The organism is Streptomyces sp. NPDC048275 (assembly GCF_040652275.1).
In the GTDB taxonomy this organism is placed as follows: Bacteria; Actinomycetota; Actinomycetes; order Streptomycetales; family Streptomycetaceae; genus Streptomyces.
The window spans coordinates 159593-183559 of sequence record NZ_JBEZLR010000002.1 but is presented as its reverse complement, the minus strand read 5'-3'; the positions used below and the strand labels follow the sequence as shown (position 1 = coordinate 183559).

At 69.4% G+C, this 23967-nt stretch carries 21 protein-coding genes, 2 pseudogenes and 1 riboswitch; of the genes and pseudogenes, 5 read left to right on the top strand and 18 right to left on the bottom strand.

The genetic code is table 11. The annotated features are described in order from the left end of the window. Positions 1-5 precede the first annotated feature (5 nt). Positions 6-356 (bottom strand): annotated as a pseudogene (locus AB0D57_RS02170) (transposase); the annotation flags it as partial. Between the two features lie 10 nt (positions 357-366). On the opposite strand from AB0D57_RS02170, the pseudogene AB0D57_RS02165 reads away from it, so the two are divergent. Next, positions 367-573: pseudogene (locus tag AB0D57_RS02165) on the top strand (IS6 family transposase); the annotation flags it as partial. Between the two features lie 155 nt (positions 574-728). Here the strand turns inward: AB0D57_RS02165 and AB0D57_RS02160 are convergent. Then, positions 729-1952 (bottom strand): MBL fold metallo-hydrolase, encoded by a 1224-nt coding sequence (locus tag AB0D57_RS02160; protein ID WP_362066000.1) that lies wholly within the window; start codon positions 1950-1952, stop codon positions 729-731. 480 nt (positions 1953-2432) lie between these two features. Here AB0D57_RS02160 and AB0D57_RS02155 point away from each other — a divergent pair, with 480 nt between their 5' ends. The 3 genes from AB0D57_RS02155 (at position 2433) to AB0D57_RS02145 (ending at position 4456) form a co-directional block, all read left to right on the top strand. Then, entirely contained in the window at positions 2433-2558 is a 126-nt protein-coding gene (locus AB0D57_RS02155; protein WP_362065998.1) for a hypothetical protein, read from the top strand. Next, entirely contained in the window at positions 2555-3742 is a 1188-nt protein-coding gene (locus tag AB0D57_RS02150; protein ID WP_362065996.1) for a Glu/Leu/Phe/Val dehydrogenase dimerization domain-containing protein, read from the top strand. Before AB0D57_RS02155 ends, AB0D57_RS02150 begins: the two co-directional genes overlap by 4 nt. 93 nt (positions 3743-3835) lie before the next feature. Beyond that, positions 3836-4456, top strand: coding sequence for a TetR/AcrR family transcriptional regulator (locus tag AB0D57_RS02145; protein WP_362065994.1), 621 nt, complete (start codon positions 3836-3838; stop codon positions 4454-4456). A 105-nt stretch (positions 4457-4561) separates the two neighbouring features. Here AB0D57_RS02145 and AB0D57_RS02140 read toward each other — a convergent pair whose 3' ends face one another. From AB0D57_RS02140 to AB0D57_RS02120, 5 genes are all read right to left on the bottom strand, one after another. Continuing rightward, positions 4562-5347 carry an SGNH/GDSL hydrolase family protein gene (locus AB0D57_RS02140; RefSeq protein WP_362066180.1) on the bottom strand — a complete coding sequence of 262 codons (786 nt, stop codon included), beginning with the start codon at positions 5345-5347 and terminating at the stop codon, positions 4562-4564. A gap of 144 nt (positions 5348-5491) precedes the next feature. Continuing rightward, positions 5492-6208 (bottom strand): DUF6250 domain-containing protein, encoded by a 717-nt coding sequence (locus AB0D57_RS02135; RefSeq protein WP_362065992.1) that lies wholly within the window; start codon positions 6206-6208, stop codon positions 5492-5494. Next, positions 6205-8088, bottom strand: coding sequence for a hypothetical protein (locus AB0D57_RS02130; protein WP_362065989.1), 1884 nt, complete (start codon positions 8086-8088; stop codon positions 6205-6207). The genes AB0D57_RS02135 and AB0D57_RS02130 overlap by 4 nt, the downstream gene beginning before the upstream one ends. 3 nt (positions 8089-8091) lie before the next feature. After that, on the bottom strand, positions 8092-9168 hold the full coding sequence (locus tag AB0D57_RS02125) for an SGNH/GDSL hydrolase family protein (protein WP_362065987.1): 1077 nt from the start codon (positions 9166-9168) through the stop codon (positions 8092-8094). Between the two features lie 252 nt (positions 9169-9420). Continuing rightward, positions 9421-10413, bottom strand: a complete 993-nt coding sequence (locus AB0D57_RS02120; RefSeq protein WP_362065985.1) for a LysM peptidoglycan-binding domain-containing M23 family metallopeptidase — start codon at positions 10411-10413, stop codon at positions 9421-9423. Positions 10414-10417: 4 nt separating this feature from the next. After that, positions 10418-10574, bottom strand: a riboswitch (cyclic di-AMP (ydaO/yuaA leader). 533 nt (positions 10575-11107) lie between these two features. Here AB0D57_RS02120 and AB0D57_RS02115 point away from each other — a divergent pair. Beyond that, positions 11108-11905, top strand: a complete 798-nt coding sequence (locus AB0D57_RS02115; protein ID WP_362065983.1) for a tyrosine-protein phosphatase — start codon at positions 11108-11110, stop codon at positions 11903-11905. Between the two features lie 54 nt (positions 11906-11959). On the opposite strand, the gene AB0D57_RS02110 is transcribed toward AB0D57_RS02115, so the two are convergent. The 11 genes from AB0D57_RS02110 to AB0D57_RS02060 all read right to left on the bottom strand — a co-directional run bounded on the left by AB0D57_RS02110 (position 11960) and on the right by AB0D57_RS02060 (position 23962). Beyond that, the gene (locus AB0D57_RS02110) at positions 11960-12076 is read right to left on the bottom strand and encodes a DUF6126 family protein (protein ID WP_362066177.1); all 117 of its coding nucleotides are present in this window, start codon (positions 12074-12076) and stop codon (positions 11960-11962) included. 56 nt (positions 12077-12132) lie between these two features. Then, the gene (locus tag AB0D57_RS02105) at positions 12133-12789 is read right to left on the bottom strand and encodes an XRE family transcriptional regulator (RefSeq protein WP_362065981.1); all 657 of its coding nucleotides are present in this window, start codon (positions 12787-12789) and stop codon (positions 12133-12135) included. A gap of 145 nt (positions 12790-12934) precedes the next feature. Then, the gene (locus AB0D57_RS02100; RefSeq protein WP_362065979.1) at positions 12935-14335 is read right to left on the bottom strand and encodes an aspartate aminotransferase family protein; all 1401 of its coding nucleotides are present in this window, start codon (positions 14333-14335) and stop codon (positions 12935-12937) included. Next, on the bottom strand, positions 14332-16317 hold the full coding sequence (gene dxs / locus AB0D57_RS02095; protein WP_362065976.1) for a 1-deoxy-D-xylulose-5-phosphate synthase: 1986 nt from the start codon (positions 16315-16317) through the stop codon (positions 14332-14334). Before dxs ends, AB0D57_RS02100 begins: the two co-directional genes overlap by 4 nt. 28 nt (positions 16318-16345) lie before the next feature. Continuing rightward, positions 16346-17503, bottom strand: a complete 1158-nt coding sequence (gene ispG / locus AB0D57_RS02090) for a flavodoxin-dependent (E)-4-hydroxy-3-methylbut-2-enyl-diphosphate synthase (RefSeq protein ID WP_362065974.1) — start codon at positions 17501-17503, stop codon at positions 16346-16348. Positions 17504-17507: 4 nt separating this feature from the next. Beyond that, a complete protein-coding gene (hpnH, locus tag AB0D57_RS02085) occupies positions 17508-18530 on the bottom strand; it encodes an adenosyl-hopene transferase HpnH (protein ID WP_362065972.1) in 1023 nt (340 codons plus the stop codon). Positions 18531-18535: 5 nt separating this feature from the next. Beyond that, positions 18536-19177, bottom strand: a complete 642-nt coding sequence (locus AB0D57_RS02080; protein ID WP_362065970.1) for a 1-hydroxy-2-methyl-2-butenyl 4-diphosphate reductase — start codon at positions 19175-19177, stop codon at positions 18536-18538. Further along, the gene (shc, locus tag AB0D57_RS02075) at positions 19177-21180 is read right to left on the bottom strand and encodes a squalene--hopene cyclase (protein ID WP_362065968.1); all 2004 of its coding nucleotides are present in this window, start codon (positions 21178-21180) and stop codon (positions 19177-19179) included. The genes AB0D57_RS02080 and shc overlap by 1 nt, the downstream gene beginning before the upstream one ends. A 111-nt stretch (positions 21181-21291) precedes the next feature. After that, entirely contained in the window at positions 21292-22419 is a 1128-nt protein-coding gene (locus tag AB0D57_RS02070) for a polyprenyl synthetase family protein (RefSeq protein ID WP_362065966.1), read from the bottom strand. Further along, positions 22419-23834, bottom strand: coding sequence for a hydroxysqualene dehydroxylase HpnE (gene hpnE, locus AB0D57_RS02065; protein WP_362065964.1), 1416 nt, complete (start codon positions 23832-23834; stop codon positions 22419-22421). Before hpnE ends, AB0D57_RS02070 begins: the two co-directional genes overlap by 1 nt. Further along, positions 23831-23962 (bottom strand): DUF6380 family protein, encoded by a 132-nt coding sequence (locus AB0D57_RS02060; RefSeq protein ID WP_362066175.1) that lies wholly within the window; start codon positions 23960-23962, stop codon positions 23831-23833. The genes hpnE and AB0D57_RS02060 overlap by 4 nt, the downstream gene beginning before the upstream one ends. Between the last annotated feature and the right edge of the window lie 5 nt (positions 23963-23967).

Here is a 23967-nt window from a genome sequence, read left to right as displayed (position 1 = left end):
CTCCGTCACGCCAGTAGGACCCGCTTGCGGAGAAGTCGGAAGCCTGCCCGCCCGAACATCTGGCGCTTGAGCATCTTGATCCGGTTGACATGCCCTTCGACCGCGCCCGAGCTCCAGGGCAGGCTCAATCCGGCGATGACGGCGTCGAGGTCGCGGTCGATGCCGGCGGCGAGGGTGTGGAGGGTCGGCAGGTCGTCCTGTCGAACGGCGTCGAGCCACTCCGGGAGACGCTCGCCCTGGCGGTCAGTGAGCATGGTCGCAAAGGACCGGACGTGACGGGTAAGGGCGTCGAGCCCGGGGCACTGGTTGCGGACGGTCATGAGCTGGAGCTGTTCGGGCTCGGTGAGGGTTTCCGGGCCCCACCATCCCACCCGCCAGCGCGAACGAGCTATGAAAGGCTTCCGCAGTGTCGGCGCAGCACAACGCTTCCTGTCCGCGTTCAGCGGCATCTCACCCCACTTCCGCCCCCACCGACACCTGATGACCGCCGCCGACCACCGAGCCGAGATGACCATCCGCTTCGCCATCTGGGACCAGATCACCGGCGCCGCCGATCGACCCACCACGGCCTGAACACACGCCCGAACTCAGGGCCCGCCATGCCCCGACGCACCGTCAGACACCCACATACTCAACAATGGTGTGACAACGCCCTCGGAGGGCCTGCTTTCGCTCGACCTCGGACATGCCTGCAAGGACGTCCGTCACGCGCTTCGGCTCGTCCACGGTCAGCTCTCGCCGACGAGGTCGAGGTCTTCACGAATCGCCTTCGGAGCCATCACCGGGACGGGCCACTGGCGCTTGAGGGGCAGTGACACATCGCGCCACCAGGGATGCGCGGGGAGGTCGCCAGCGGGCTCGAATGGCTGGCCCGGGACAGGCAGAGCGACTGCCTGCCCGACTGCCTTGGCGGCGGCCACTGTCCACTCCCCGGGCTCCGCCCAGGGGTGCAGCGAGAGGTTGAACGTACCCCAGTGGATCGGGAGCATGACCCCGCTCACCTCGCCTCTCTGCAGGTCAAGGTGTGTTTGGACCCCCTGAGCCGGGTTCATGTGAATGTCCGGCCAGCCGCCAGGCAACGGCATAGAGTCCGTGTGATTCTTGGGCCAGAACTCGCTGTACGCGCCGATCTGGATCATCGTGGCGTCGAACGGGCCGTGCTCGGCGCCGATGTCCTTGAAGCCGTCGAAATAGCCGGTGTCACCACTGTGGTAGATCCGGTGCTCGTCGCCCGCGACCACCCAGGAGGCCCAGAGGGTGTGCTGGGTGTTGCGCATGCCGCGGCCGCAGAAGTGCCGGGCCGGTGTGGCGGTCAGGGAGATGCCGCCGATCTTCGTCGTCTCGTGCCAGTCCAGCTCGCGCAGCCGGTCCGCCGAGACGCCCCAGTGCTCCAGGTGGGCACCGACGCCGAGCGGCACCGCGAAGACGGTGTCCGTGTCGGCCAGGGCCTTGATGGTGGGCAGGTCGAGATGGTCGTAGTGGTCGTGCGAGATGACGACGACATCGACCGGGCCGAGCGCGGCCAGCGGCAGGGGCACCGGGTGCAGCCGCTTGGGACCGACGAAGTCGAACGGCGAGCAGCGCTCGCCCCAGACCGGGTCGAAGAGCACGCGGTGCCCGTCGATCTCGGCGAGCACGCTGGAGTGCCCCATCCAGGTCAGCCGCAGCCCGCTCGCCGCGGGCTTGGACAGGTCGGCGAGCGTGGTGGCATGCACCGGCACCGTGCCCGTGGGGGCGCGGCGCGCGCGCTCCTCCTTGCGGAAGTACACCTTCGCGAAGTCGAGCATGGAGCCGTCGAGGCGGGTCCGGGCACTCACCGGGTTCTGAAAGACACCGTCCGCGAAATGCGGCGATCTACGGATGCGCTCCATGCGCTCACCGCCGGGGTCCGCGCCGAAGGCGGCGGGCTGCAACGCGCGGAGCCCGGAGCTCAACGTACGGAAACCGGTCACGGCACCTCCAAGTGGAGTCGGTCAGGCTTTCCATTATGGTCGGCCCCTCTGACAGCGCCGGGTCGAGGGTGTCACAGCGCGATGTCCCCGGCACAGACCGCGATGCCGGGGCCCCGGTGTCACCACCGCGGGGTCCCGGTCCGTCGTATCGGTGCGGACGTCCGCATCGGGGCGCCCGAGCCCGACGCATCGAGCGCCGCGCTCGACATCCATCGGAGGTGGCCCTACGGCCCGTTCATGGAGCAGGCGGAGGCGAGGACGACCGCCCCGCCCGCCCAAGTGCCCTCTACGAAGTAGGGGGCGATCCGCTGTCCTTCGTGTCGCCCGGTGAGCGTGTCGGTGGCCGGGCGGCAGAGGCGCCACCGATGATCGGTTCCGTAAATTGACAGAGCCCGGAACCGCTTCCGATACTGACTAACCATTCAGTAATGGTTCCGGTGGGTCCGCGGCCTCGCCGCCCCCTGCGCCCAGGGAGGCACCATGGAGGCCGGAGTACTCACCGGCGGCGAGGGGATCACTCCCGAGTGCCGTGACGACGGCGCCCTCACCAAGGCGCCGCGCGCACCCGGACCCACCCTGACCGTCGTCCCCGAGGAGACCCGATGACCGCCCCCCTGATCACGCTCACCTGGACCGACCACGTCACGGGCCAGCAGGGCTTCCTCGTGGTCGACCGGCTCGTCCGGGGCGTCTCCAGCGGCGGGCTGCGGATGCGCAACGGCTGCACGCTGGACGAGGTCGCGGGGCTGGCCCGCGGCATGACCATGAAAGAGGCCCTGCACTACAACCCCGAAAACCCCCAAGGCCGCTACATCCCGCTGGGCGGCGCCAAGGGCGGCATCGACTGCGATCCCCAGGACCCGGCCGCGTACGGGCTGCTGGTGCGCTATCTGCGTGCCATGCGCCCGTACATCGAGAGATTCTGGACCACCGGCGAGGACCTGGGACTCACTCAGGATCTGGTCGACCGGGCCGCGGCGGAGGCGGGGCTCGTCTCGTCCATCCAGGCCGTGTATCCGCTGCTGGACGACGAGGCGACGGCGCGACAGCGGCTCACGGACGCGTTCAGGGTCGAGGTGGACGGGATCGGCCTCGACGAGCTGGTCGGCGGCTGCGGAGTCGCCGAGTCGGTACTCGCGGCCCTGGACCGCGCCGGGGTGGCGTACGCGGGGACTCGCGTCGCCGTGCAGGGCCTGGGCACCATGGGCGGCGCCACCGCCCGTTTCCTCACGCGCGCGGGGCTCACGGTCGTCGCGGTCGCCGACATCAAGGGCACGATCGCGAACCCGGACGGGCTCGACATCGACACACTGCTCACGGCACGGGACACCTACGGGACGGTCGACCGCTCGGCGCTGCGCCCGGCCGACCAGGAACTTCCCGGTGACGCCTGGCTGTCCACCGACGCGGAGGTGCTGGTGCCCGCGGCGGTCTCGTACGCGATCGACACCACGAACGAACACCGGATCACCGCCCGTTGGATCGTCGAGGCGGCCAACATGCCCGTACTGCCGCAGGCCGAGGAGTCCCTGGCCGCGCGCGGGGTCCTCGTGCTGCCGGACGTCGTGGTCAACTCCGGGACGAACGCCTGGTGGTGGTGGACGCTCTTCGGAGACATCGGCCCCGACGCGAACGAGGCGTTCGCCTACACGCGGCGCTCCATGCGGGCCCTGATCGACCAGATGCTGGCCCGCGCGGAGGCCGACGGGACGACGCCGCGGGCCGCCGCGCACGCCATCGTCGCCGACCGACTGCCGGTGATCGCGGAGCGGTTCGGGTGGTACGGGTGAGGCGCCACCTTCCTGGTTCTCGGGGCTGACGGCCGCGTCCGGTTCGACTACCGGTTCGTCCGACCGGCCCTGGCAAGGGACTAGGGTTATCGCGTGGCAAGAGTGCGGTTGAGTGTGGCGGAGCGGCAGGAAGAGTTGCTGCGGGCCGCCATTGAGCAGATCGAGGCGCGGGGCGTGGCGGCGGTGCGGATCGCCGACGTGGCCTCGGCGCTCGGAGTGAGCAACGCGTTGGTGCTGTATCACTTCTCGACCAAGGAGAAGCTGGTCGCCGCCGCCTTCACCTACGCGGCCCAGGACGACCTCGCCCATCTGCGAAAGCTGCTCGGCCGCCGTACGTCCGCGTTGCGACGGCTGCGCGCCGCCGTGCGCTGGTACGCGCCGACGGGCCAGGCCAAGGGATGGCGGCTGTGGATCGAGGGCTGGGCGGTGGCCCTGCGCGAGCCCGCGCTGCGGGAGGTCACGCTTGATCTCGACAGGCAGTGGAAGGCCGCGATCATCGAGGTGATCGCGGAGGGAGTGGCCGCCGGCGAGTTCCACTGCCCGGACCCCACCGGGACGGCCCTGCGGCTGACGGCGCTGCTCGACGGGCTGGCCGTACAGATGACCGCCTATACGGGTGCGGTGTCGCGGGCGCAGGCCCACGAGTGGGTGGACGAGGCGCTCGCGCGCGAACTGGGGCTCGAGCGGGAGGCGTTGGCGGCGGCGGTGCGCTGAGGCCCATGCCTCGGCGCACCGCCGGGTCGGCTCGGCGACTGCGACTGCGACTGCGACTGCGACTGCGACTGCGACTGCGACTGCGACGGACCGTACGCTCCCGACTCAGGCCACCGAATCGATCCGCATCTTGATGTCGTCGGGCGACAGGCTGCCCTTGGCCGCCACATGGTCCCCGGAGGACTCTCCGCGCAGTCGCCGTCCGATCCACGGGACGAGGTACTCGCGTGCCCAGTGGATGTTGTCGCGCCGTACTTCGAGCGTGCCGCGGGGCGGCAGCGGAGGCCAGGGCTGGTCCGGGTCCGCGGGCACTTCGAGGCCGAGGACCTGGCCGGCGCGCAGGGCGACCCGGGTATGGCCCTCGGGCGACAGGTGCAGGCGGTCGCCGTCCCAGGCGCGGCGGTCCTGAATCGTCTTCAGGGACCACAGGTCCAGGACCGGACAGCCATGCCGGTCCGCGATGGCCCGGACATGTCCGTTGTACGTGGCGATCTTGCCGCGCAGATGCTTCAGCACGGGGATGCCACGGGTGTCGAAGCCGGTGGTCACCATGACGGTGCCGACGGCGGAGGTGAGGTCGGCGACCGAGCGCTCGAAGCGCTCCGCGACCTCGTCGGGGTCGGTGCCGGGACGGAGGATGTCATTGCCGCCCGCGCAGAAGGAGACCAGGTCCGGGGCGAGTTCCTTGGCTCGTCGGATCTGGTCCTCGACGACCTGGTCGAGCAGTTTGCCACGCACGGCGAGGTTCGTGTAGGTGAAGTCGCCCTCGGGCCGCCGGTCCGCGAGAAGCACCGCGAACCGGTCGGCCCATCCGACAAAGGCCCCGTCGGGGCCGGGGTCGCCCACGCCTTCGGTGAAGCTGTCCCCCACCGCCACGTACGACCCGATCACCGATCTGTTGTCACTCTTCGAATCGTCTGCCACATCGGCCCATGATTCACCTTCCGATGTGAGCTACGCGACCGTAGGAAAGGGTTGACGGGTGGTGAGATAAGCCACTCGTAAAGTCTAGGTCTAGCCCGGAATAAGGCCTTCTCAGGAGTGGTTGAACAGCCGCCACACCTGGAAGTCCGTGATCCGGAAGTGACTCCACACGGTCCGGAACGCGAAGTGGCCACTGGTGTACGGCGCCGGGTCGCGGTAGTCGAAGACCAGCCCCCCGTTGTTCCACCACTGGACCGTGGAACCGTCCGAGACGATCCGGACGCGGTGTGGCTCGTTGGCCGTGAGCAGCGGCTCCGCGTAGTCGTAGATCAGCGGGCGGACGCCCGCCTCGCCGACGTATCGGCGCAGCCGTGTCGTCGTGTTGGTGTTGGCGCCGTATCCGGCGTAGTACGTCTTGAGGTAGTCGTACTCCGCGAGGGCGCCGCCGCGCGGCGTGGCGAAGACGTCGTCCGGGGAGCGGACGTCCACGGCGTTCCAGAAGTTGTTGAGGTCGGAGACCCGGTCGTTGACGCCGCCCGCGGACACGGGTGTGGCGGTGTACTCGATGACGTACGGGCCTTCGAGCTTCTTCTTGAACCAGACCGTCGCCCCGCTGGGTACGTCGATCTCGAGGACGCCGCGCGAGGCGGTGACGGTGCCGCCGTCCTGCAGTTCGGTCGCCCACTGGCCCAGGCCGTGCCGGAAGCCGTCGTGGGCGATGAGCCGTCCCCGGCGGTGGCGCGGCGTGGCGCTCGCGGTGGTGGCCGGGGCGAGCACCGCGAGTGCGGTACCGGCGGCCAGGGCTCCGAAGGCTCTGCGGGTTGTCATGAGGTCCTGCCTTCCGGACGAGGGGTGGTGGTGAGGGCGGGCTTCGGCGCCCGCCGGGTCTCGGTGCCCAGGTAGTAGTCGGTGTACGTCGACTGGAGATAGCCGCGCACGGTCCAGCCGAGGCGGTATTCGGGGTTCTGGGCGAGTGTGTAGATGCGTGTGTCGGTCGGCTCGGTGGTGGTGTAGAGGCGCAGCGCGGTGTGGTCGCTCGTCTCGGCGAGGATCTCCTCGCGCCAGTCGCCGAGGAGGTCGCCGTAGAAGGGGGTCGCGTTGCGGGCGCCGGAGACGACACCGGACGGGTCGAAGATCCGGGTGCTGGTCTCGGTCGCCGGGTCCCACTTCTCGACGTACGTGTGGTCGAGGAGCTCGGAGGCCTTGTCGCCGTCCCACCAGATGCGGAAGTTGACGCTGGGGGTGGTGGCGGAGACCTTGCCGTCCTGGACGTTGAAGACGCCCGCGCCGGGCCGGGTGACGTCGGCGGTGGAGGTCCAGTACTCGTAGCCGGGGTGGTCCGGGTCGATGTCGGCGGCGCTGCCCCGGCCGACGTCGAGGTCGGCCTCGCTCGTCGGGTTCGCCGGGTGCTCCCCGGTCACCAGACGCTCACCGGTGTCGGCGTCGTAGTAGTACCAGGGGAACTTCGATACGACGCCCAGTTCGGACTGCTGGATCGCGAAGCCCTCCAGGCCGGGCCGGTCGGGGTCGAGGTCGGCGATGGCGAAGCGGTCTCCGTGCCCGGCGCCGTCGACGACATAGCGCAGGGTGCCGTCGCTGTTGACGACGTAGTTGCCGTCGGCGATCTCGTCCTTGCCGTCCTGGTCGACGTCGACGGTACGGATCTGGTGGAAGCTGGTGGCACCGCTGTCCGACGGGACGACGTACTTCCAACGCCGGGTGAGATCGGTCCCGTTGAAGTCCCAGGTCTGCAGGAGAGTCCGGAAGGTTCCGCGTCTGGCGCCGACCCGCGTGACCAACTTCGTGACGAGGCTGGGGTGTTCGCCGTCCAGGTAGGCGATGCCGAAGTGGCCTCCGGAGGGGCCGTCGGCCACGAAGTCGTCGGGGACGGGCTGCCGGACGCGTTCGCTGCCCGTCGCACCGTCGATCACCGAAATGAACTGGTTCGCGGGCGAGTCGGCGGCTACCTTCGCGCCGTCCGCGAACGTCGTCCCCTCGGCCGTGTGCACCAGCACCTCGGCCTTGCCGTCGCCGTCGAGGTCGTACACCGTGACGTTGTCGTCGTTGCGGTATCCGCCGATCGCCGTCGATCCGCTGATGGCGGCGGGCGCGGGGTCGTTGGCACCGTTCCCGCCGACCTGGGTGTACGAGCCGGGGCCGAGGTCGACGCGCCACAACCGCTCGCCGGTCAGCGTGTAGGCCTCCAGCAGATCGGGCTTGGTGCGGTCGGTGGCGAGCCGGCTGACGACGAGTTCATAGCGACCGTCACCGTCGAGGTCGCCGGGCCAGGCGTGCTGCACGGTGTACTCGTCGGCGGTGGCGAGCGGGATCTCCGCGTAGCCTTCGGCGAAGTCGAGCGCCGCCGGACTCGGCTTCTTCTCATGGCCGTTCACGACGGCGCGAACGGTGTACGTTCCCGTGCCGCGGCTGTTGTCCTGGTAGGTGGTGGACTTGGTGATCGGCTCCCGGTTGAGCCGACGTCCGCCCTTGTACACATGGAAGGCGATGGCGTTCCCGTACCGTGCGTACTCCGTGCCGAGCAGCCGCCAGCTGAGGAAGGTGCCCTTGCCGGAGGGGACGGCGACCAGGCCGCGGTCCAGGTTCTCCACGACCCGACGTGTGGGCGCCTGTGCACCTTGCGACGGGGTGGCGACGAGGCCGACCAGCAGCACGGCGGCGGTCATCGCGCCGAGTCTTCGAGGTTGCATGCTTCAGTGCTCCTTGTGGTGGATGAGAGCAATGAGCCGGTCGGCCACCTTGCGATGCCCTTGGGCGTTCGGGTGGACAGTCCCGTTGAAGTCCCCGCTCTCCGGGGTGACCCAGCCTGTGGTGTCGACGAACTCGACCCGCCGGTCGGCGAGTTCACCGACGACGGCGGCGATGTCATCGCCATGCGTACCGTTGAAGGGCCGCAGCGCGAGAATGCGGGCGCGCGGGGCCGCGGACCGCAGCTGGTCCAGGTAGGCGCGGTACGCGGCCCGGAACTCCTCGCGGCCGAACGCCGCGTCGTTCGTCCCCTGGTTCACAACGATCACATCGGCACGGCGGTCCGAATCCGCCCTGGAATCCGCGTAGTTCCAGTCGTACGCGGCTCCGGCGGCCGGGACTCCCCCGTTGCCGGCCTGGATGACGCCCTGTCTGCCGAAGCCGACCTGCGTGAGGGAGGCGTGCAGCTTGTCGGCGACCAGGGTCGGATACGCGACCGTGCCGTCGGCGCAGTCGGAGGTGTTCACCTCGCACAGCGCCATGACGCCTTGGGTGATGGAATCTCCGTAAAAGGCCAACTGCATCTCCCGTAAAGGTCGTTCGGGAAGCGGTCGCGCCCCCTCGTCCAGCCGCAGACCCGTGAGGACGACCCCCGTCTCCAGCGGCGGAGTCCAGCGGTTGGCTCGCGAGAAGACGTCCTTCACGGAGATCTCGGCGGTGTGCGTCCCCCGGCCCGACAGAGCGATGTCGATGTCGGGCCGGTCGACGTCGTACAACCGCTTCGGCCCACCGTCCACCGACACATAAATCTGCGCGGGCACGGTGATCGACGATACGTCGAAGAGGGCGTGCAGCGTGCCGCCGGTGAAGCGGAACCGCAGCCGGGACCCGGAGTTGACGGTGGCGGCGGCCTCGGCGGTACGTCCCCAGTGGCCCTCGTACGCGAGACGCCTGTCATCGGGCCGTACGACATTCGAGTCCCCGGACGCGACAACAGCAGGCGCGCCCACGAACAGCAGAGCGACGGACGCGGCTGCGGCCGCGGCGCCCTTGACGGCGGTGCGTCGGTCGACGCCGGGCACGGGAACCTCCGAAGACATAGAAAGCGCTTGCGGGAGATCACTATGGTGTCGCCGTGGCGCGCCTGTCGATACCTCGTACACCGCCGCCACAAGACCGCAATGCGCGGATCATGAACCAGCAGGGGGCGCAATCTTCCGGTCATAGCTCCTTCGTGGATCGCTCATGGGTCGCCCATGGATCCCTGTCTCTGAAACGCCGAAGGCCGGACCCCAGGGATCATGGGGTCCGGCCTTCAGAGGCGAGCAAGGGCGTCAGCCGACGGCGACACCGTGCGAGCGCAGGTACGCGACCGGGTCCACGTCCGAGCCGTAGTCCGGCGTGGTGCGGATCTCGAAGTGCAGGTGCGGACCGGTGACGTTGCCGGTCGCGCCGGAGAGGCCGATCTGCTGGCCCTCGGTCACGGTCTGGCCCGCCGAGACGGAGAGCGAGGACAGGTGGGCGTACTGCGAGTACTGGCCGTCGGCGTGCTGGATGACGACCTGGTTGCCGTACGCGCCACCCCAGCCGGCGGAGACGACGGTGCCCGCGGCGATGGACTTGATGGTGGTGCCGGTCGGGACGACGAAGTCCACACCGGTGTGGTAGCCGCTGGACCACATGCTGCCGGCCACCTTGTAGTTGGTGCCGACGATGGCGCCCTCGACGGGCACGGTGTAGCCGGAGGCGCTCGCGGTGTCCGTGGACTGGATGTCCGTGGAGGCCGCGGTGCTCGTGGAATCCGTGGAATCCACGGGGCCCGTGGTGTCCGTGGTCTGTATCTTGGGCGCGTTCGCCTTGCTGGACGACGGCGTGGACTTCGTGGACGCCTTCGAGGGGGACTTCGCGGCACCGGCCGACGCGGCCTTCTCGCCGATCGTCAGCTTCAGGCCCGGGTGGATCAGCGACGGGTCGCTGCCGATGGCCGTGCGGTTGTCGGAGTAGAGCTGCCTCCAGCCACCGTTGACGTCCTGCTCGTCGGCGATCTTCAGGAGATAGTCGCCGGCCTTCACCGCATAGGTCTTCGTCGCGGCGGTCGCGGTCTTCGACGAGTCGGCCGCGGACTTGCCGGAAACCGCCGCAGCCTTCCCCAAAGCCGCCGCACTCTTCTCCGGGGCCGACGAAACGCCGGTCGTCGGGGTCGCGGCGTGGGCGCCGGCCGCCCCCATCAGCGGCAGCGCGAGCGCGGCGCCACCCGTTCCGGCCACGGCGATCGAGCGGGTGAAACGCTGGGCTTTCGGACGGCGGTGCTTACCCTTCGCGGGCATGACGAATTCCTCTCCGGCGCCTGCGAGGTGAGCTGTCGGGTGCGGGCTGGAGATGCCCGGCCGCGCGAATGCGCGACTGAACCCCTAGCCGTTCCGGAGACCGGAACAGGCGTGGTACCTGCGGGTCCCCCGCTCCTGCCGAGTTCGGGTGAGTGCGGATTCCGGGCGGCGGCAGGATTGGGCGTCCGTCCGGATTGAGGGCGAACGTAAGCGAGATGAGAGCGCGTCGACAACTGTGTGGATCTGCTGTGTACATACCTTTCTTGATCCATGCCGGAATTCCCGTCACCCTCCGTGAATAGGCGACCATTCCGACCCCTCAATAACCCGAGAATTCGAGCAGGTTGAGAAAAAGGGGACACAACGCATCGTCACGAATATGACGCTGCTCACGCAGGTCGAACCACGATGCTTTATTCCAGGCCCAGTTTGAACTAAGGCGGCAATTCGTCCAGAACAGTCACATGCGACACAGTCGGACAGATGGCCACAACTTGATCTCGCTGATTCAACCGGCGTCCGCAAAGCGGTAGTTGACGTTCGTGAGTGGCTCCAGCACCACCATCGCCAAGGGCGTCTCACACCCGAGGCGACGCCTGTGGACAACTTCATTGCCCGAGGAACCCATGTCGTATCGTCGGAGAGCGCGCCCCCGTCGACGAGCAGCGCCGACGGCCCAATGGGAGGAGCCCCCGTGACGCAGCAGGTCCCGTCGACCGAGCCCGAGCTGGCCGGAGTGCGCAACTTCCGGGACGTGGGCGGCCTGCCCACCAAGGACGGCCGGCGGGTGCGGTACGGCCGGCTGTTCCGCAGCGGCCATCTCGCGCACGCGACGGAGGAGGACGCCGCGTTCCTCTCCTCGCTCGGGCTGCACACGATCTTCGACTTCCGCAATGCCGCGGACCAGAAGCTGGAGGGACCGGACGTCGAGCTGGCGGGTGTACGGAACGTGAACCTTCCGCTGACCGACCCGGCCGACGGCAGCGAGTTCTGGCAAATGGTCCGTGACGGCGACATCGCCCAGTTGCGCGCACACCTCGGCGACGGCAAGGCGGCCAACCGGATGATCGCTTCCTACCGCACGATCATCAAGGAGCGCACACCCGAGCACTCCCAGGTGCTGCACTCCCTGGCCGAGGACAGCGTGCCCGCGCTGATGCACTGCGCGGCGGGCAAGGACCGCGCGGGCCTGTCCATAGCGGTGACACTCCTCGCCCTGGACGTCGAGCGCGACGCCATCGTGACCGACTACCTGGAGTCGAACGCGACGCACCGTCGCTACAAGGTCCGCCGCAGCGGCACCTCGGAGTCGGCCCGCTCCCCCGAGGTCATGGAGCTGCTCAGCCCGCTGTTCGACGCACGCGCCGAATATCTGACGGCGGCCTTCGACACCATCGAGGAGACCTGGGGCGGCGTGGACACCTACCTGGAGCAAGCGCTGCGCATCACTCCGGAGCTGCGGGAGCGTCTGCGCGAGCGCCTGCTGGACTGAGCCCCGCAGACAGCCCCGAAGGCCCGGACCGATCCCCCCGGGGACGAGGAAGATCTACTGGTTCTGCGCACCCAGCGTGAACAGCAGGTAGATGAAGGCCGCGAAGAGGTGGCCGACGGCAACATAGATGATCAGCCGCACCCACAGCGCGCGGGGGAACTTGTCATCCATGGATCGCCGCCTGCCGGGCTCCTGGGGCTCGGCCTGGGGTTGCGCCTGGGGTTCCGTCATGACATCTCTCCCATGGTCGTCGGGTGCCCTGCCGCCGGGCCGAGGCACAGCGTGGCGGTAGGGCTCTGCAGCAAGGTGTGTACGAAGAGGAGCTCGGCCCCCGAGTGATCGGCGGCCGCGATGCGGTGCGGGGTCAGCGAGTCGAAGTGCGCGCTGTCTCCGGGCGCGAGCACCTGCGCGGTGTCCCCGAGGCGCAGCCGTAGCCCCCCCTGGAGGACGTAGAGCCACTCCTCGCCGGGGTGGACGCGCACGATGTCGCCCTGCGAGCCGTACGGCACGTGCACCCGCAGGGCCTGCATCCCGCGTCCCGGGGCGCCGGCCTGCCAGTACGTCCAGCCGCCCGCCTTGGTCGGCTCCATGTCGGGGGCCCGCACGATCGCGTCCCGCTCGACGACCGTCTCACCGAGCAGCTCCGAGACCGTCGTACCGTAGATGCGAGCGAGTGCGAGCAGCATCGGCAGCGACGGCTGGCGCTGCCCCGTCTCCAACCGGGAGAGGTGGGCGGCTGAGAGCCCGGCGGCACGGGCCGCGGCCTCCAGGGTCAGCGAGGCGCGGCGGCGCAGCTCACGCAGCTGCGGTGCGACGGCGGGCAGCACCTCGGCTGTCCCGGACTCGGGCGGTGTTCCGGCCGCCCCCGGCTCTGCAGGGCTCATGTGTCCATTGAGCCGCAGCTTTGCCTAGTGGGCAAATTTCTTGCCTCTGAGGCAAGGGACTCCGAGGCAGTGGCCCTCTGACGTAGAGGCCCTCTGACGCTACAGAGGCGGGCCCTGGCCAAGGGCCCGCCCCAGGCGCACCCCCTTACCGGATGGCCACCGCCTGCTTCACCAGCGTCTTCCCGAAGTCCCACATCAGCCCGCCGCCGCTGTGCGCGTCGTCCATCACGGCGGTGAAAGCCGCCACGAACCGATCCACGTCCCGCTCGTCGATGATCAGCGGCGGGATCAACTTGATCACCTCCAGGTGATCGCCGGAGACCTGGGTGAGGATGTGGTGCCGCTGGAGCAGCGGGACGACGACCATCTGCGCGAACAGCCCCTTGCGCGCGGCCTGCAGCATGGTCCAACGGCTCCGCAGTTTCAGCGACTTGGGCCGCCCGAACTCGATGCCGATCATCAGACCCCGGCCGCGTACGTCGCTCAGCAGCTCGTACGTGTCCACGAGCGCCGCGAGCCGGGACTTCAGCCGCTCGCCCATGGCCCGGGCATGGGCCACGGTCTGTTCGTTCTCCATCACGGAGAGCACGGCCAGTCCCGCCGCCATGGCCTGTGCGTTCGATCCGAAGCTCGCCGAGTGGACGAGGACCCGGTCGATCGACGAGTAGACCTTCTTGAAGATCCAGTCCTTGCCGAGTGTCGCTCCGACCGGCACATAGCCGCCGGAGAGCGCCTTGGCCACGCACACCAGGTCCGGCTCGACGCCCTCCTCGTGCTGGTAGGCGTAGAAGTCCCCGGTCCGCCCGAGCCCGGTCTGCACCTCGTCCGCGATGAGCAGCGCCTTGTGCTTGTGCAGCAGTTCCTGGGCGGCGCGCAGATAGCCGGGCGGGCCCTCGTGCACACCCTTGCCCTGGATGGGCTCGACGATGAGCGCGGCGACGTCGCCCTTCTTCAGCTCCCGTGCCAGGGCGTCGAGATCGCCGAGCGGGACGGCCGTGTCGGGGAGCAGCGGGGCGAAGCCGTCGCGGAACCCGTCCTCACCGTTGACGGAGAGCGAGCCGGTGGTCAGGCCGTGGAAGGCGTGCGAGCAGTAGAGGATCCGAGGCTTGCCGGTGGCGTACCGGGCGAACTTCAGCGCGGTCTCCACGGCCTCCGTACCGCTGTTGCCGAAGAACACCCGGTCCAGGTGCGGGCTGTGGGTGAGCAGCTTCTCGGCGAGCAGCCCGGGCAGGGGCTGGCAGTCGAAGCGGGTCAGGTCGGCGAGCGAGGCGTCCAGGACGTCGTGCAGCGCCTGGCGGACGACGGGGTGATGGCGGCCGAGGCCCATCACCCCGAACCCGGCGAGCATGTCCAGGTAGTCGTTGCCGTCCGCGTCCCAGAAGTGCGCGCCCTCGGCCCGCTCGTACACCTTGTCGAAGCCGATGGTGTGCAGCATGCGCGGGAGCTGGTGGTTCAGGTACTTGGTGTGCAGCTCGTAGCGCTCGGCTCCGCGCTCGGCCAGCAGCGCGCCGAGGTCGAACTCCCGCTTCTGAGCAGGATCGGTCATTCCTGTTTCTCCTTGGACAACTCATCCATGGGCAGCTCGTCCCTGAACAGGTCACGCCCGGGCCGCCGATCCTTCGACGGCTGATCCTTCGACGGCTCGTCCTTCGACAGCTCGTCCTTGACAGCCAGGCAGGCACCAATCCGTCCGGCGATCTCGACGGGCGTGAGACCGATGTCCGCCAGCACCTCCGCTCGCTTGGCGTGCGCGAGGAACTGCTCCGGGATGCCGAACCTTCGTACGGGCACGTCGACTTCGGCGTCCCCGAGCGCCAACGCGACCGCCGCGCCGACCCCGGCCGCCCGGCTGTTGTCCTCGACGACCGCGACGAGCCGGTGCTCGGCGGCCAGGCCGGGCAGTGCCGGGTCGACGGGTTTGACCCAGCGCGGGTCGACGACGGTGCAGCCGATGCCGCGGGCTTCGAGCAGCTCGGCGGCCTGGAGGCAGACGGGCGCCATGACGCCGACAGCGACGAGCAGCACCTCCGGCCGGTCCGCACGGCGCAGCACGTCCAGCCCGCCGACATGGCCGACCGCCGGAATCTCCGGCCCCACCGACTCCTTCGGGAAGCGGACCAGCGTCGGCGCGTCGTCGACGGCGACCGCCTCTCGCAGCTGGGCCCGCAGCTGGTCGGCGTCGCGCGGCGCGGCGATCCTCAGGCCGGGCACGACCTGGAGGATCGACATGTCCCACATGCCGTTGTGCGAGGCCCCGTCGACGCCGGTGACCCCGGCCCGGTCGAGCACGAAGGTCACGCCACAGCGGTGCAGCGCGACGTCCATCAGCAGCTGGTCGAAGGCCCGGTTGAGGAAGGTGGCGTAGACGGCGACGACGGGATGGAGGCCGCCCGTCGCGAGCCCGGCCGCGGACACCGCGGCGTGCTGCTCGGCGATCCCGACGTCCCACACCCGGTCGGGGAACCTCTCGGCGAACTTCCCGAGTCCCACCGGATGCAGCATGGCCGCCGTGATCGCCACGACGTCCTCGCGTTCCTCCCCGATCCTGACGATCTCGTCGCCGAACACCGAGGTCCAGGAAGGCCCGTTGGAGGGTGCGAGGGGCTCGCAGGTGAGCGGGTCCATCACGCCGACCGTATGGAAGTGGTCCTCCTCGTGCGCGAGCGCGGGCTCGTAACCGCGCCCCTTCTCCGTCAGACAGTGGATGACCACCGGCCCGTGGAAGCGTTTCGCGCGTCGCAGCGCGGACTCCACGGCGCCCACGTCGTGCCCGTCGATCGGCCCGACGTATTTGAGCCCGAGGTCCTCGAACATGCCCTGCGGCGCGAAGGCGTCCTTGAAGCCCTTCTTCGCGCCGTGCAGCGACTCGTAGATCGTGTGTCCCACGACGGGTGTGCGCAGCAGTACGTCCTTGCCCCAGGCGAGGACCTTCTCGTAACTGTCCGTCGTACGCAGGGCGGCGAGGTGGTTGGCGAGGCCGCCGATGGTCGGCGCGTACGAGCGTTCGTTGTCGTTGACGACGATGATCAGCGGGCGGTCCTTGGCCGCGGCGATGTTGTTCAGCGCCTCCCAGGCCATGCCGCCGGTCAGCGCGCCGTCGCCGATGACCGCGACGACATGGCCCTTCTCGCCCTGCACCTGACGGGCCTTGGCGAGCCCGTCCGCCCAGCCGAGCGCCGTGGAGGCGTGGCTGTTCTCGATGACGTCGTGCTCGGACTCCTCGCGCGACGGGTAGCCGGACAGGCCGCCCTTGCCACGCAGCTTGGAAAAATCCTGACGTGCCGTCAACAGCTTGTGTACGTAGCTCTGGTGGCCGGTGTCCCACAGGATGCGGTCGGCGGGCGATTCCAAGGCCCGGTGGAGTGCGATGGAGAGTTCCACCACCCCCAGATTGGGCCCCAGGTGGCCACCGGTCCTGGCGACCGCATGCACCAGGAATTCCCTTATCTCGTCAGCAAGTTCACCGACCTCCGCCTCGGACAGCGCCTTCAGGTCGCGTGGTCCCCGGATGCTCTCCAGAATCGTCACGCTCGAGCCCCCTCTCGGTCCGTGCTGATCAGCTCACGGTGACGGCCGGTTCTCCGGACCCGACGCCGTCGTTCTCCATCTGCTCGGCGATCTTCATCGCCTCCTCGATGAGGGTCTCCACGATCTTCGACTCGGGTACGGTCTTGATGACCTCGCCCTTGACGAAGATCTGCCCCTTGCCGTTGCCGGAGGCGACCCCCAGGTCCGCCTCCCGCGCTTCGCCGGGGCCGTTGACGACGCAGCCCATGACCGCGACACGCAACGGGACCTCCATCCCCTCCAGACCGGCCGTGACCTCGTCGGCCAACTTGTAGACATCGACCTGGGCCCGCCCGCAGGACGGGCACGAGACGATCTCCAGGCGCCGTTCCCGCAGCCCGAGGGACTCCAGGATCTGCATGCCGACCTTGCACTCCTCGGCGGGCGGCGCGCTCAGGGAGACCCTGATGGTGTCCCCGATGCCCTCGCTGAGCAGCGCGCCGAAGGCGACAGCCGACTTGATGGTCCCCTGGAAGGCCGGACCGGCCTCCGTCACACCGAGGTGCAGGGGATAGTCGCAGGCAGCCGCCAGCTGTCGGTACGCGTTGACCATCACCACGGGATCGTTGTGCTTCACCGAGATCTTGATGTCCCGGAACCCGTGCTCCTCGAAGAGCGACGCCTCCCACAGCGCCGACTCCACGAGCGCCTCCGGCGTCGCCTTCCCGTACTTCTTCAGCAGCCGCCGGTCGAGCGACCCGGCGTTGACACCGATCCGAATCGGTGTGCCGGCGTCCGAGGCGGCCCGCGCGATCTCACGCACCTTGTCGTCGAACTGCTTGATGTTGCCCGGGTTCACCCGCACCGCCGCACAGCCCGCGTCGATGGCGGCGAACACGTACTTCGGCTGGAAGTGGATGTCCGCGATCACCGGGATCTGTGATTTCTCGGCGATGGTGGCGAGGGCGTCCGCGTCGTCCTGCGTGGGGCAGGCGACGCGGACGATCTGGCAGCCGGACGCGGTGAGTTCCGCGATCTGCTGCAAGGTGGCGCCGATGTCCGACGTACGCGTCGTCGTCATCGACTGCACCGACACGGGTGCCCCGCCCCCGACCGCCACCGGCCCGACCTGGATCTGCCGCGACAGGCGGCGCTCCGCGATCGGTCGGACCGGCACCTCGGGGAGGCCCAAGGAAACGGCGGTCATGCCATCACACCCGGCTTTCCGTGAAGGTCTCGCGGGCGGCGCGCAGCGACTCCTTGAGGGAGCCCAGGGTGGCGAGGACGGCGGTCGGCTCGTAGCCGCAGTGCGCCATGCAGTTCGCGCACCTCTCGTCCTTGCCGCGGCCGTAGGAGTCCCAGTCGGTCTCCTCCAGGAGCTGCCTGTACGTCTGCACGTACCCGTCGCTCATCAGGTAGCAGGGTTTCTGCCAGCCGAAGAGCGAGTAGCTCGGGATCGCCCACGCCGTGCACGGGAAGTCGACCTTGCCTTCCAGGAAGTCCAGGAAGAGCGGGCTCTGGTTGAGCCGCCACCGGCGCCGGTTGTCGCCGGCGAAGGCCTTCTTGAACAGCTCCCGGGTCTGCTGGACGCCGAGGAAGTGCTCCTGGTCGGGCGCCTTCTCGTAGGCGTAGGCGGGCGAGAGCATCATCTCGTCCACCTTCAGGTCGTCATTGAGGAAGTTGAGCACCTCGATGACCGTCTGCGGGGTGTCGGTGTTGAAGAAGGTCGAGTTGGTGGTGACGCGGAAGCCGCGTCGCTTGGCCTCCTTGATGGCCTCGACCGCCTCGTCGAAGGTGCCTTCCTTGGCCACGGACTCGTCGTGCCGCTCACGCAGCCCGTCGATGTGCACGGCCCACGCGAAGTACGGCGAGGGCTTGAACTTGTCCATCTTCTTGCGCATCAGCAGCGCGTTGGTGCACAGGAAGACGAACTTCTTCTTTGCCACCAACTGCCGCACGATCTCATCGATCTGAGGGTGCATCAGCGGTTCACCGCCGGCGATGGAGACCATCGGGGCACCGGACTCCAGGACCGCGCCCACGGCCTGCGCCACCGGCATTCGCTGCTTGAGCACCCCCGCCGGGTGCTGGATCTTGCCGCAGCCCTCGCACTTGAGGTTGCACGCGAAGAGCGGTTCCAACTCGACCAGCAGCGCGAACTTGTCCCGCTTCCTGAGCTTCTGTTCAAACAGGTATGCAGCGACCTTCATGGTCTGCCGAAGGGGCATGGCCATCTGGCTCACCTCCGAGGGAGCAGCAAAGAACGGTGCCATTCAAAGAAAGCGGGAAGGACGGCACGAAGTACACGGAAGGCAGATATTCCACCGCGCAACGTGCCGATACGGACGAGTTCATGTTCGGGAGCATCCACGACCACCCGTACGGCCGCAACCGGGCGCTCGCCCGTGCGCACGGCGCTGTGGAGCGTGGCCGCCGACTCCATATCGACCGCGATTGCGCCGGTCGCGAGCAGATCCGACCGCTCGTGACCGCGGACGACATGGTCGGAGCCGGTGAGCGGTCCCGTGTGGACGGTGCGCCCAGGCACGGCACGCACCAGTTCCTTGACGAGCAGGTCGGTGCCCACGCACGGGGTGGTGCCGCGCGGGTCCCGGGCCTCCTCGGCGACGACGAGGTCGCCGGGGTGCATGCCCGGGGCGAGCCCGGCGCAGAAGCCCGTGGCCAGGACGGCGGCCCCGCGCAGTGCCGGGTCGGCGAGTACGCGGGTGAGCGAGCGGTCGGCGGCCTTGGGCCCCATGCCGGTGCGCAGCACGGTGACGGGCCCGCCGGCCCCGGTCCGCTCGCCGCTGCGCAGGGCAAGGCGCTCGATGCCGAGCGCACAGGCGATGAGGAGCGGAACCGGCGCGGGCTTGGTGCTCATCAACCCCCCTTGGCCTCGGCGAACGGCTCGCCGTGGACATACCGGCCGAGCGCGGTGAGCGGGAAGACCTGCCGGTAGAGGTGGTAGTTGATCGAGAAGTCCCACGGAAACCCGGTGCCGGTGAAGTACGGCTCGTCCCAGGAGCCGTCGGGCAGCTGGGTTCCCGCGAGCCATTCGACCCCGCGCTCGACGGCCTTCGAGTCACGCTCCCCGGCGGCGAGCAGGGCGAGCAGGGCCCACCCGGTCTGCGAGGCCGTCGACGCACCGCGGCCGCTCCAATCGGCGACCTCGTGGTAGGAGCGCAGGTCCTCGCCCCAGCCGCCGTCGTCGTTCTGGACGGTCTCCAGCCAGCCGACGGCCCGGCGGATCGCGGGATGCGCGGCGGGCAGTCCGGCGGCGACGAGCGCGGGCACCACCGACCCGGTTCCGTAGACGTAGTTGACGCCCCAGCGGCCGAACCAGGAGCCGTTCGGCTCCTGATGGGCGAGCAGCCACTCGATGCCCCGGCGGGTGCGCGGATCGTGCGAGAGCCCCTCGACGGCGAGCATCTCGACCACATGCGCGGTGACATCCGCGGACGGCGGGTCGATGACCTCACCGAAGTCGCAGAACGGCAGCCGGTTGGGAAAGGCGCTGGTGTTGTCGACGTCGAAGGCGCCCCAGCCACCGTCCTTGGACTGCATCCCGAGGTTCCAGCGCACCCCGCGTCCGATGGCGTTCTCGACGCGCTCCGGGTCGTGGTGCTGAACGCGGCGCAGCGCGAGGGCGACCTCGGCGGTGTCGTCGACGTCGGGGTAGTTGTCGTTGTGGAACTCGAACGCCCAGCCACCCGGGGGAAGTTGGGGACGTTTCACGGCCCAGTCACCGGGCCGCACGATCTCCTCGCCGAGCATCCAGTCCGCGGCCTTCACCAGCTGCGGGTGGTCTGAGGGAAGACCCGCGTCGGCGAGCGCGATGGTCGCCAGACAGGTGTCCCAGACGGGTGACTGGCAGGCCTCGATCATCCGGGCCCCGTCCTCGCGCCACACGGTGAAGCGGTCCAGGGACTCCAACCCCGCCCGCATCACCGGGTGTTCGAGGTCGTAGCCGAGCAGGTGCAGCGCGATGACCGAGTACACCGCGGGCGGCTGAATGCCGCCCCAGCAGCCGTCGTTCTCCTGCCGTTCGATGATCCAGCGCGCCGCCGCGTTCATCGCGGCCCTGCGCAGTCGGCGCGGGGCGACCTTCCGGTACTGGTGCAACGCCTTGTCGAGCCGCTGGAAGGCCCCGTCCCAACTGGCCGCGGGTGCCAGCGGCTTGACCGGGTTGGGGTGGCGGGCATCGGTGTGCAGCTCGTCGAGCGGGAAGGGCGCGGGCCGCACCGGACGCTTCGCCGACACGATGGTCAGCGGCACGATCGTCTGCCGCGCCCAGCACCCGAAGTCGTAGATGTTCAGCGGCATCCACTTCGGGAAGTAGATGAGCTCCGGCGGGAGTTCGGGCAGGTCGTCCCACTTCCACCAGCCGAACAGGGCGAGCCAGATCCTGGTGAAGACACGGGCCGAGGCGATACCGCCCCGCTCGCGGATCCACGCGGACGCCTTCGCCATGTGCGGCTCGTCCGGAGTGTCCCCGGCCAGCCGCAGGGCGACGTACGCTTCGATGGTGGTGGAGAGTTCGCCGGGGCCGCCGTAGAACGTGGCCCAGGTGCCGTCCTCGCGCTGCTCGCCGCGGATGAACAGGCCGGCGGCGCGGGTGGTCATCTCGTCGCGGATTCCCAGGAACTGACGGAGGAGCAGGTCCTCGGCGTCCATCGTGACGTTCGTCGCGAGGTCGCCCTTCCACCAGCCCTGGGCGTCCTGCCGTGACAGCAGGAAATCGGTGGCGCGCTGTATGGCGTGCGTGGCGACGTCTCGGGTCTCGACTGTCCCGGTCGCCACGGGAGTCGTCAGTGTCTGTGTTTCGCTGGCCGAGGCAGCGCGGGGCGGCAGGGCCCCGGTGCTTCCGTCGGTCGTCGCTGTCATGGCTTCCCCTTCGTGCAGTGAAACGTCTGCTGTGGGTCCGCCGTCGGCCGGTGCTTCGCTCTCCCGCGGCACCGGCCGGCGACTACGCGAGGTTTATTCGACCGATAGTGATCATCTCTTTCGTACGACGACGAAGTCGGCGAGCGCCACGAGCTGGGCCCGCACCTGCGCGGGCATCTCCACGGCGTCCAGGGCTTCGATGGCGATGGTGTGCTGGCGGCGTGCCTCCTGGGCGGTCCATTCACGGCCGCCCGCCTCCTCGATGAGCGCGGCGCGCGCGGCGAACTCCTCCTCGGAGAAGTTCTCGAAGTCACTGGCCTTGGCGTCCTCGGCGAGCAGCTCGCCGAGCCGCTCGGAGGCGGGGCCGCTCGCGGCGAGCGCCGCCACGACCGGCAGGGACTTCTTGCGCTGGCGCAGATCGCTCCAGGTCTGCTTGCCGGTGGCCTCCGGGTCGCCCCAGATGCCTAGGAGGTCATCGACGGCCTGGAAGGCGAGGCCGAGGTGGTAGCCGTACTTCTCCAGCGTGTCGGCGGTGTGGTCGTCGGCGCCACCGAGGACCGCGCCGATGGAACAGGCACAGGCGAGCAGGGCTCCGGTCTTGTTGCCCTCCATCTCCAGGCACTCCTCGACGCTGACGCGGTCGCGGTGCTCGTAGGAGATGTCCTGCGCCTGGCCGTCGATGAGCGCGCGGGTCGCGCTGGTCAGGCGCCGGGTGGCGCGGCCTGCCTCGACGGTGCCGAGTTCGAGGAGGATCTCGTTGGCCAGCGCGAACAGGGCGTCACCGACGAGGATCGCCTGGGCGGGGCCGTGCACCTTCCAGACGGTGTCGCGGTGGCGGCGCTGTTCGTCGCCGTCCATCAGGTCGTCGTGCAGCAGTGAGAAGTTGTGCACCAGTTCAACGGCGACCGCACCCGGCACGCCCACCTCGGGGGCGGCGCCGGCGGCCTGCGCGGACAGGACGGCGAGCGCGGGGCGTACGGCCTTTCCGCCGTCGCCGTCCGCGGGGTTGCCCTTGGCGTCGATCCAGCCGAAGTGGTAGGCGGCGACGGTGTCCATGGGCGATGCCAGGCGGTCGACGGCCGCCCGCAGCACCGGTGTGGCCAGGGTCCGGCCGCGCTCCAGGAGCGCGGACACGTCCACCGCGTCGGCAGCCGTTTCGGCCGGGGGCACAGTGGGCACAGTCTCTCCTCTTGTTGCGGTACCGGGGGTGCGGGGGTCCGCCGCGCGCTGATCGAGCATCAGGCCGCCTCTTCCACTTCGAAGAGGTGATCGCGGGGCCGGCCCAGGGCACTGAGCGCGGCTCCCGCCGCGCTCACACCACTGCGGACCGCACTCTCCATGGTCGCGGGCCACCCTGTGGCGGTCCACGCTCCGGCCAGATACAGGCCGGGAGCCTTGGTGCGGGCGCCGGGCCGCAGCCGCCCGACACCTGGGGTGGGAGCGAACGTCGCCGTACGCTCCCGGGTCACGAAGAAGTCCTTCACTTCCGCACCGCGCGCGGCGGGCAGCAGCCGCTCCAGTTCCGGCAGATAGCGCTCGCGCAAGCCGGACACGGGCTCGTCGATCTCGTCCTGTGCGGCCGACTGCGAGAGGGCCAGATACTGCCCCTCCCGCAGCCCGGACGCCTCGGTGCGGTCGAAGACCCACTGCACCGGGGAGCCGAGGGTCGCGAAGAACGGGCGCGCGAGCACCTTGCGGTCGTAGACGACATGGATGTTGAGGATCGGCGCGGTGCCGATCTCCAGGAGCCGCTCGGGGGCCTCGAGCGCCCCCTCGGGCAGCAGATCGTGGGTCTCGCGCTGGGGTACGGCGAGCACCACCGTGTCCGCGTCGAGCGTTTCGCCGGGAACCTGAACGCTCCAACGCCCGTTCTTGTTGGGGGAGATGGAGGTGACGCGTGTACGGACTTCGGTACGGACGCCCGCGGAGTCGAGCGCCTTGCGGGCCAGGGTGTCGTGCAGTTCGCCCAGCGGGACGCGTGCCCAGCCGATGTCGGCCGCGCCCGGGTCGGACAGCAGACCGGTCTTGAACACCATCGCGGCGAGCGCCAGCGACGAGGCGCCGGCCACCGCGTTGAGGGTGGCGACCCCCACCAGGTCCCACAGTGCCTCGACGGCACGCTTCGACTGACCGTGCTCGGCGAGCCAATCGCCGAAGTTCTGTGCGTCGAGCGCCGGATCGGCGAGGTCCAGGCCTTTGAGCGCCAATGCGGCACGCCCGACTTTGGCGCGCTCGGCCAGCGACAGATGCTGGTACGTCGCGAGGCTGCGCGCCAGATGCAGCGGTACCGGCAGCGCGCCACGACCGATTCTGCCGAGCCGTCGTCCCGGCTTGCCCTCGGCGTCGAGAACGGGCACGTCGAGACGATCCTGCAGGGGCGCGAGCGAGGCCGCGTCGATACGGTCGAGGAACCACCGGTAGGCGGTGCAGCAGCGCAGATACACATGCTGGCCGTTGTCCACGGTCAGTGCGCCGCGCTGGAAGGAGAAGGCGAGCCCGCCGAGCCGCGGCCTGCCTTCGAGCAGCGTCACGCGCACCCCGGCATCGGCCAGCGCGAGCGCGGCGGTGATCCCGGCGAGCCCGCCGCCGATCACCACCGCAGCCGCCCCACCGGGGCGGCCGGCAGTGTGCATGGACCGCATGGCGTCGCTCATCGTGCACCCTCCCCCGAGGCCCTGCCGCAGTGATCGAACGGCGCACTGCACGCCATCGCAGTCAGGGACGCCACCGGGCTCCGGAAGGTTGCCTGCCGTTTTTCGCCGATGGAATCACTTTGGCCCATATTGT